At 37.3% G+C, this 9,399-nt stretch carries 7 protein-coding genes; 6 read left to right on the top strand and 1 reads right to left on the bottom strand.

The annotated features are described in order from the left end of the window. The first annotated feature begins 398 nt into the window (after positions 1-398). The 4 genes from B9P78_RS08420 to B9P78_RS08435 all read left to right on the top strand — a co-directional run bounded on the left by B9P78_RS08420 (position 399) and on the right by B9P78_RS08435 (position 4,607). A complete protein-coding gene (locus B9P78_RS08420) occupies positions 399-1,769 on the top strand; it encodes a CapA family protein (protein ID WP_233487818.1) in 1,371 nt (456 codons plus the stop codon). 245 nt (positions 1,770-2,014) lie between these two features. Then, positions 2,015-2,278 carry an ACT domain-containing protein gene (locus tag B9P78_RS08425; protein WP_094519019.1) on the top strand — a complete coding sequence of 88 codons (264 nt, stop codon included), beginning with the start codon at positions 2,015-2,017 and terminating at the stop codon, positions 2,276-2,278. Between the two features lie 22 nt (positions 2,279-2,300). Then, the gene (locus tag B9P78_RS08430; RefSeq protein ID WP_094519020.1) at positions 2,301-3,659 is read left to right on the top strand and encodes a PFL family protein; all 1,359 of its coding nucleotides are present in this window, start codon (positions 2,301-2,303) and stop codon (positions 3,657-3,659) included. Positions 3,660-3,782: 123 nt separating this feature from the next. Then, positions 3,783-4,607 (top strand): aldo/keto reductase, encoded by an 825-nt coding sequence (locus B9P78_RS08435; protein WP_094519021.1) that lies wholly within the window; start codon positions 3,783-3,785, stop codon positions 4,605-4,607. A gap of 77 nt (positions 4,608-4,684) precedes the next feature. Here the strand turns inward: B9P78_RS08435 and B9P78_RS08440 are convergent, their stop codons facing one another. Continuing rightward, a complete protein-coding gene (locus B9P78_RS08440) occupies positions 4,685-7,219 on the bottom strand; it encodes a transglycosylase domain-containing protein (protein ID WP_094519022.1) in 2,535 nt (844 codons plus the stop codon). 234 nt (positions 7,220-7,453) lie between these two features. On the opposite strand from B9P78_RS08440, the gene B9P78_RS08445 reads away from it, so the two are divergent. Continuing rightward, a complete protein-coding gene (locus tag B9P78_RS08445) occupies positions 7,454-8,368 on the top strand; it encodes a diacylglycerol kinase family protein (RefSeq protein ID WP_094519023.1) in 915 nt (304 codons plus the stop codon). 72 nt (positions 8,369-8,440) lie between these two features. After that, the gene (locus B9P78_RS08450; RefSeq protein WP_094519024.1) at positions 8,441-9,178 is read left to right on the top strand and encodes a YebC/PmpR family DNA-binding transcriptional regulator; all 738 of its coding nucleotides are present in this window, start codon (positions 8,441-8,443) and stop codon (positions 9,176-9,178) included. The last annotated feature ends 221 nt before the right edge of the window (positions 9,179-9,399 follow it).

Raw genomic sequence — 9,399 nt, forward strand, 5'->3', positions numbered from 1 at the left:
AAAAAATGAAACCGGAAGGTTTTGGTTTCAAAAATGAGAAATTTTGCGCCATACAAGGGCTGAGCTTTCATTATTTTTAGAAAATGAAAGTTCAGGGTATTTTGCGTTTCATTTTTCCTCATAAATATATTCAAAAGCAGTTCTGGTTTCCAGTTTTCATCTATTTTAAACCGGATATAAACAATCTCGCAAAAATATGCGAACCAAAGCGGTTAGATGCGACAAAAGGGAGCCTATTCATATGTCTTTTTGTGTTTTCAAACAAAAAAGGCGTGAATGGTTCCTCATCCACACCAATAGTTGGAGATCCAAAATAGAAAGATTGTAGGTTCTATAAAAATACCTATTGTAGTTTGAAAACACTTCCATTATGATTAAGTAGAGTGGGAGGGGTATTGATGAGACAGATGAAAGATGGTAATAAAATCCTGATTGTGCTATTGGCAATATTTATGGTGTGTATCAGTGGAATTGGTATAGCATACCAAGCGAAAATCCAAGAAGATGCAGTGGCTGAATCCTTAGCTGTTTCAAGTCAATCGAGTGCCTCTAAGCGTGAGGCTGAAGCAGAAATAGCTACACCGGAATTCTTAAGAGATCTGCCACAAAAGGATGTGGCTGACTTAGGGCAAGGTCAAGAAGGTAAGCTAACTTTGCGGTCAGTAGGCGATATTCTTATTCACGATAAGGTATCTGAGATGGCTGATACATCCAGCAATTTCTTTATTGATCAAGCTGCGCATTTAACCAGTTTTGGTGCGCTAAATGATCATAATCAAATTAGTGCGGGTAGTGAGGTTGGTGACATTGATTTGGGTGTAGATGAATATAATTTTGACCCAATGATTGCTAAAATAGCACCTTTTACGTCCTATGCAGATATTACGGTTGCTAATTTAGAAATTCCAGCAACCTATCCAACCTTACCAATTTCAACCTACCCGAATTTTAACATGCCTGCTTCTATCTTAGGATCAATGCGACGTGCCGGAATTGATGCAGTTTCTTTCGCCACCAACCATACACTTGATCAATTTGCCGATGGTGCATACACTACGATGAATTATTTAGCGCAAGCAGGTATGACTTATTACGGCGCATATGCTAGTCAGGAAGATAAAGATACCCCTCGTATTATAGATAAAAATGGTATCAAACTTGGCTTTTTAGCCTATACATACGGTACCAATGGGATGATGCCACCAGAGGATGAGCCTTGGGTCGTGAATTATGCTAATTTACAAAACATGTTAGATGATATTGCTGTTTTAAAAGATCAAGTAGATGCTGTTGTTGTATCACTACATTTAGGTACAGAGTACGGGACACTACCGGATGATGAACAAATTGCCGTGACGCAAGCATTGGCTGATGCGGGTGTAAAACTAATTATTGGCGGTCATCCCCATGACGTACAACCAGTGAATTGGCTTAATCATGGGGAAACCTATGTCATGTATTCGCAAGCTAGTTTTATGACGGGTCAAGTGGACGATGCCAATAAAGTTGCGGGGATTCATGAAGTGACCTTTAAACGTGATGCAAATGGAGAAGTTCACGTCGTTACGCCAAAGTTTATGCCAACGTATTTCTCAGGTATATCTGAAACGCAGATGTATGAAAGTCAGCCATTGGCTACTTACAAAGATAGCGAGGACAATTTAGCTACTTGGTACCATGATCTAAAAGACCGAATGCATACTTATACCGATGATTTTACCTATGTAAATTATTTAGAAACTGCTTGGACGCAGCAAGTTGCTGAATAATGCCTCCAAATAAATGCAATGATTGTTTGAAATGATTCAAATTAACCCCTTATTTAAAAGGATTTGATGAATTTTTCAGCTTAGCATTTAGTTTTCAAGAGATTTCGATTATAATAGGATGAGATTATTATTGGTATGAAGCGTTTTTGTTAATAAATTATTTACACAATAAAATCATAAAAATATTCTGTAGAAAAAAGCCATGCGTTTTTCAAGGGTATAAAATTTAAGGATGGTATACATATATGCAAGCAGTAATTACAGTAATTGGTAAAGATAAAGTAGGTATTTTAGCAACAGCAGCAACTGAATGTGCGAAAGTTGGCGCAAACATCGTTGACGTTGACCAATCAATTTTACAAAATTTCTTCACTATGGTGATGATCGTGAATATCGATGGCTTAACAGTTGAGTTTGAAGCCTTTAAACAACAAATGAAAGATTCGCTTGTTGACATGGAAGTTTATGTCATGCACGAAGATATCTTCAATGCTATGCATAAAATTTAAGGTCAATTAAGGAGAAAAACATATGTTAGAAATGCAAAATATCATTGAAACTGTATCAATGATTAAAGACAATAATTTAGATATTCGAACAATTACAATGGGTATTTCTTTAATTGATTGTGCGGATTCAGATATCGACAAATCTTGCCAAAAAGTCTACGACAAGATTTATGGGGCAGCAAAGAATTTGGTTGCAACTGGTGAAGCCATTGAAGAAAAATATGGTATTCCAATTGTAAACAAACGTATAGCTGTAACGCCTATTTCTCAATTATTAGCTGCTTCTGGTGGCGATCCTTTAAAATACGCGCATACGCTTGATCGTGTGGCTGAAGATATTGGTGTAAACTATATTGGTGGTTATTCTGCTTTAGTTCATAAAGGGTTCTCTGCTGGGGATATGGCTTTAATTGAGTCAATTCCTCAAGCTATGGCTGAAACAAACCATGTATGTTCATCTGTCAATATCGGTTCAACACGCGCTGGTATTAATATGGATGCAGTGAAATTGATGGGGCAGGTAGTGCGTAAAGCTGCTGAATTAACGCAAGATAATGAGTGTATGGGTGCTTCTAAAATTGTGGTATTCTGTAATGCCGTGGAAGATAACCCATTCATGGCTGGTGCATTCCATGGCCAAGGTGAACCTGACTTAGTAATTAATGTCGGTGTATCAGGACCAGGTGTCGTTCGTAATGCGCTTGCTGCTTTACCAAAAGATGCAAGTTTAGAAGTTGTAGCTGATACAATCAAACAAACTGCATTCAAAGTTACTCGTATGGGTCAGTTAGTGGGTACTGAGGCGTCTAAAATGTTAGGTGTACCATTCGGTATCGTTGACTTATCATTAGCCCCTACACCAGCTGTAGGTGACTCAGTAGCACATATTCTTGAAGAAATTGGTTTAGACCAAGTTGGTGCTCACGGATCTGTTGCTACCTTAGCTATGCTAAATGATGCCGTTAAAAAAGGTGGTATCATGGCTTCATCTCACGTTGGTGGTTTGTCAGGTGCTTTCATCCCGGTTACAGAAGATGCAGGTATGATTGCTGCTGCAGCAAATGGTAACTTGAATCTTGAAACCTTAATGTCAATGACTGCTGTTTGTTCAGTTGGTCTAGATATGATTGTTATTCCTGGAGATACAACACCAGAAATTATTTCAGCCATTATTGCGGATGAAGCGGCGATTGGTATGATTAACTCAAAAACAACTGCTGTACGTGTGATTCCAGCAATTGGACGTTCAGATGATGAATCATTGAACTTTGGTGGTTTATTCGGAGAAGGTACAGTAATGCAAGTGAATCGTACTTCACCAAATGTATTTATCAACCGTGGTGGTCGTATTCCGGCGCCAATCCAATCATTGAAAAACTAAAATCCAAATCATTCAACCCTTAACAGTTCAATTTGTTAAGGGTTTTCATTTTGTATCCGTCTACTATAGTTTTATAATTAAAAGACAGTGAAAACTGTAAATTAATTTATAAGGGGTCATAACATGAATTTATTAAATAAAACCTTAACTTTAAATAATGGGGTAGAAATCCCACAAATCGCATTAGGTACTTGGCAAACACCAACTGCTAATGCCGTTACATCTGTCAAATTTGCCTTAGAAAATGGCTATAAACATATTGACGGGGCTGCTGCCTATGAAAACTCTAAAGGTACCGGCGTTGGTATCAAAGCATCAGGTCTTAAACGTGAAGATGTATTTATGACAAGTAAGGTTCGTGGAGACTCTAAAACCTATGAAAAAGTAATGGATGACTTCTTCCAAGAATTAAAAGACTTAGATACTAGCTATATTGATTTAATCTTGGTCCACTGTCCAACACCATGGCGATTCTTCTCTAGAGATGAAAAACGTTTGAATTTCTTTGAAGAAAATCTTCAAGTATGGCGTGCATTAGAAGAACTTTATAACAAAGGCTTCGTACGTGCAATTGGTGTATCTAACTTTAATGTTGAAGATATTCAAAATTTGATTGATAACACATCTATCAAACCAGCAGTTAACCAAATTAAATATCATATTGGTGACACACAAGATGATATTGTTGCTTATTGTGAAGCAAACGACATCATTATTGAAGCTTATTCATCATTGGGTACAGGACGTTTATTAGGCAATGAAGAAATTAAAGCTATTGCTGATAAATATGGTGTTTCTGTACCTCAATTATGCTACCGTTACCCATTACAAAAAGGGCATATTATTTTACCAAAATCTGTCCATGAAGAATATATTATTGCGAATGCTGAATTAGATTTTGAAATTTCAGCAGAAGATATGGCTACCTTAGACGCAATGGAGATCTAATTTTTATCATAATAGATACGAAAAAACCACTTGGATCAAATCCAAGTGGTTTTCTTATTAGAGGGGAAGGATAGTGATTAACCATCTTCCTCAACGTTATCTCCTTCTATTTCTTGTCGACGAGCTTCAATTTCAGCTAAACGTAATTGGTAGTCTTCCAACACACCTTGAACAGTTGAATTAACTGATGAATCTGTTTTCGAACGATAAGGTTCTAAGGTATTTACATACTCATCTACTTTACCACCCACACCAAACTCAAAGTGGGCTTCGGCTGGTTGCATTGCAGCAGTAAATAATTCAGTATTCGTAGCTGCGCTTGATGGAATCGTATATGAGGTGCCATACGGTCCGCTAAAGCTACCTGCCTTGGTTCCTGTGGCAGTAACAACAGTTTCCTCATGTACACCTTCAGGTTGCTCATGAATCAAGCCTGATCCCATGGTATTTGGATAATAGTATCGCAAACGATTACCTAATGTTGTCCAATATCTTAATGAACGTTGGGCCGGTGTACCATATACTGCATTTTCATCTTGATTATATAAATCACGTGTTACAACATTATTATCATAACCAATCCATGATGTAAGGGTAACAGTCGGTGTTGAACCATTAGCCCATAAGTCGTTGAAGTTTTCTGACGTACCGGTTTTCATAATCCAATCTAAATCGGCATCCATTTGTGCTTTATAGGTTGCCATTGATCCAGCTGATGTAGCATCACGTAAAACGTCGGCAATAATGTAGGCAACATCTTCATCAAAGACGCGTTCTTTATGTGCTTGATGCTGATATACTACATTACCATTTGCATCGGTAATGGTCTCAATCAAATAAGGTTCAACATATACGCCGCCATTGGCAAATGTGGCAAAGGCTGCAGCATTTTCTAATACAGTAGGTCCTTTTGCGGTACCACCGATAGAAAGTGACAAGTTGATAAATTCATCTTCGGCAATTGCATCCTCTAAGCCCATTTTATAGGCATAGGATTTGATATCTACCCCTTGTTGTAACATTTCGTTATATAAATAAATAGTAGGGTTATTCATGGAATTTGATAGGGCATAACGAGCTGTTACAAATCCATTTGATAAAGTTGAGCCAAAATTTGTAGGTTCGTATATTTTACCGTCTGACTGTATTTCTCGCAAATAAGTATCTGCTAGCATCGTATTTGGACCAGCGATTTGTTCTTGTAAGGCTGGTGCATAAGTTAAGGTAGGTTTCATTGATGAGCCCGGTTGGCGACGAGCACTAAGGGCATGATCAACTTGACTCATATCGAAATCGATACCACCAACAAATCCCAGAATTTGGCCAGTATCATTATCTAATAAGACGGTACCATTTTGTACGGGACTAACCACCTCAATTGATTCACCTGTAGTATCATCAGTATCCGTATCGTAATAAGTAGTACCAAATGAGGCAGCGTATTCTTGAACGGTAGAGTTCATTGTTTCATACATTTCAGGGTCTACAGTAGCTTTAATCGTTAAACCACCATTACGCATTTGACTATCAGCTTCAGCGTAATATTGGTTGTATAGATCTACATTCGCATCCACATCTGCCATGGTTAAACCATCAGCTTTAACCATTTGTTCCATCAAGATTTCAATTGTTTGTAGTTCAACAGCTTGATAAATATAAGAATTGCGTTCTTCAGGCACATCTTTAGTAGAAGCAGGTGCGATGAAATCTTGTGTAATATCATAATTAATTGCTGTTTGATAGTCTTCTTCAGTAATCATGTTAGTTAAACGCATACGTTGTAAAACTTCATGACTACGAGTTATACCATCTTCCAAGTATTCTGATTCTTTTAATTCACCTGATTGTAAGAATGGCGTATAGGTGTATGGATTTTGCGGAATCCCCACTAAAAATGCAGCTTGGGCCAGAGTGACATCTTTGGCAGATACACCAAAAATTCCTTGAGCTGCTGTTTCAATCCCAGCAATATTTTCACCTTTATTATTCCGTCCATAAGGTGATTCATTCAAATAGCCTTGTAAAATTTGTTCTTTCGAGTAGTGATTTTCTAATCGAAGAGCAAGCAAAATTTCCTTGGCTTTACGGTCAAATGAAACTTCATTTGTTAATAATTTTTGTTTGATTAACTGTTGGGTAATAGTAGAACCACCAGATGAACCACCAACACCTAAAAACGTAGAGCTTGCTGCGCGAATAATGGCCGATGGTACAACACCATCATGCTCGAAGAAATTTTCATCTTCAGTTGCCACTAATCCATTTACAATTAGAGGACTTACATTGTCTAAACTTGTATTTACCCGAACAAGGTCAGCACGGATGCTAGAAATTTCTGAGCCATCACTATATTGCATGGTTGAAATTTCACCTGCATTGGATACGGCACTAGCCAACTCTGTATCTGTTGGTATTGGCATATCTTCCACTAAACCCAGGAAATATCCAGAGCCAAGACCAAGGATTAAACTTCCGCCAAGCACTGCCGTTATGATTAGCACAAGGGCTAATTTAGACAGGACTTTGAAGAAGACATTCAGATAATACATAATTCTATCCTTAGTCGTCATATTTTCCCCACGAACTTTCTTTTCTTCTATATTTCTTTTCAACGGCCACACACTTTTCTATAGCATATTTCTTGTAAAAATAGCAAGATTTGATTCCTATTATATCAAAACAAAGACGTTCATGCTATGAGATTTGAGTCATGTAAAGACAATGTAAAAAAGTCGTCATTTTCATGGAAGAAATAAAGAATTTTTTATTTATCACTGCCAAAAATAGCTATCTTTCTATGAATTTAGTAGAATAAGAGTAGAAAAATACACAAGGAGGTCATCTCAATGACAAAAGTAATGTTAGTCATCAATCCATCTTCCGGCAAGGGAAGTGGTACTGATATTCAAGAGGAATTAGAAGAAGCATTAGGAAAATCATATGATGAAGTAGAAACACGTCTGACTGAGGGCGCTGGTGATGCAAAGAATTGGGCAAAAGAAGCGGCTGATGCGCAATACGATGGCGTGGTTGTTGTAGGTGGCGATGGTACAGTAAATGAAGGAATCACCGGTTTAGCGGAAGCTGAAAATAAAATTCCATTTGGTTTCATACCATTAGGGACAGCAAATGATTTAGCTCGGGCATTAGGTATTAATCTAGACCCCAAAATTGCTGCACAAGAATTAGCTGATTTTACAACGCGTAAAATTGATATCGCCAAAATTAATGATGCTTACTTCTGTAACGTTGCAGCTATTGGGGCAATTCCATCAGCTGTAATGGAAACATCTAGTGAAGAAAAATCGAAATTTGGTTTCTTCGCCTACGTGCGCGATTCAATACGTGCGCTTTTCAAGGATAAGCAACATACATACAAACTTGTCTTAGATAATGATGAAACAATTGAGATTTCAACCAAGGTGATTATCGTTGCCTTAACAAACAGTGTGGGTTCAGTTGAAAATATGATTCAAGATGCATCACCAGATGATGGTTTACTACATGGTATGGCTTTGAAGGAAGAAAACCTATTGACGGAATTACCTAATTTAATTCATGAATTAAACGGAGGTTATATTTCTGAAGCAAATAATATGGTCACTTTTAATGTAAAACATGTGTCAATTAGCGTAAATGATGATGAAGATGTTGAAGTAAAAGCGAATATTGATGGGGAAGTTGGTCCAAGCTTACCAATTGATATTGACGTATTACCATCATTCTTAGAAGTAATGGTACCAAAACGTAAAGAAGAATAGCCTAAATTGCCAATATATCAATATTTTGGTATACTATTTGAGGTGAAATTAACATGAAAGAAGGAATTTGTCGTGTCAGGACATAATAAATGGAGCAAGATCAAAAATAAAAAAGGTGCAACCGATGCAAAACGTGCCAAAGTATTTCAAAAATTATCTCGTGAAATCTATGTAGCAACTAAAGCTGGTGGCCCAGATCCAGAAGCCAACCCTTCATTACGTTTAGTTATGGATAAAGCAAAAGCTGCGAACATGCCAAACGATAACGTAAACCGTGCGATTGAAAAAGGTTCAAGTAACAATGCCGGTGAAAACTATGATGAAATTACTTATGAAGGTTACGGTCCAGGCGGTATCGCTATCTTAGTTGAAACGTTGACTGATAATACAAATCGTACATTAACAAATGTTCGTACTATTTTTAACAAAAATGGTGGATCATTAGCTGAAACTGGTGCAGTATCGTATATGTTTGAACGCCAAGGCTACATTGCTATCGAACGTGAAGGCTTAGATATTGATGAAGATGAAATGCTTATGAATGTCATCGAAGCTGGTGGTGAAGACATGACTACTTCTGATGAGGTATTTGAAATTACTACAGAAGCTTCTGAATTTACTACAGTTCGTGATGCTTTGGAAGAACAAGGATTCAAATTAGCACAAGCTGAAATCACAATGGCTGCAACAGTAATGGTTGAATTACCAGAAGATAAAGCAAGTCAATTTGAGACCTTAATCGACTTATTAGAAGACGATGACGATGTTCAAAGTGTTCATTACAACACTGAATTACCAGAGGAAGAATAATTCATTATGCTCTCTTGTATAGCGAGGCTAGGACAAAAGGCCTCTAAAAAGCGTACACAATTCTTAAAATGAGTTGTGTACGCCTTTTACTTTGAAAAATTCTTATAAATTTTGATTGAAATATATCATGGGAACAGGTTAAAGGACTGAAAGTGTAGTTCCTTAGCCGTGACAGAGGATGAAATCGAGACCTTGGCTCGATTTCAAATTGAAAGACCTTG

This window comes from Aerococcus sp. 1KP-2016 (assembly GCF_002252085.1).
In the GTDB taxonomy this organism is placed as follows: Bacteria; Bacillota; Bacilli; order Lactobacillales; family Aerococcaceae; genus Aerococcus.

What these genes read in the sequence shown, in the direction of transcription:
- B9P78_RS08420 (WP_233487818.1), top strand. Translation starts at nt 399, where the DNA reads ATGAGACAGATGAAAGATGGTAATAAAATCCTGATTGTGCTATTGGCA.
- B9P78_RS08425 (WP_094519019.1), top strand. Translation starts at nt 2,015, where the DNA reads ATGCAAGCAGTAATTACAGTAATTGGTAAAGATAAAGTAGGTATTTTA.
- B9P78_RS08430 (WP_094519020.1), top strand. Translation starts at nt 2,301, where the DNA reads ATGTTAGAAATGCAAAATATCATTGAAACTGTATCAATGATTAAAGAC.
- B9P78_RS08435 (WP_094519021.1), top strand. Translation starts at nt 3,783, where the DNA reads ATGAATTTATTAAATAAAACCTTAACTTTAAATAATGGGGTAGAAATC.
- B9P78_RS08445 (WP_094519023.1), top strand. Translation starts at nt 7,454, where the DNA reads ATGACAAAAGTAATGTTAGTCATCAATCCATCTTCCGGCAAGGGAAGT.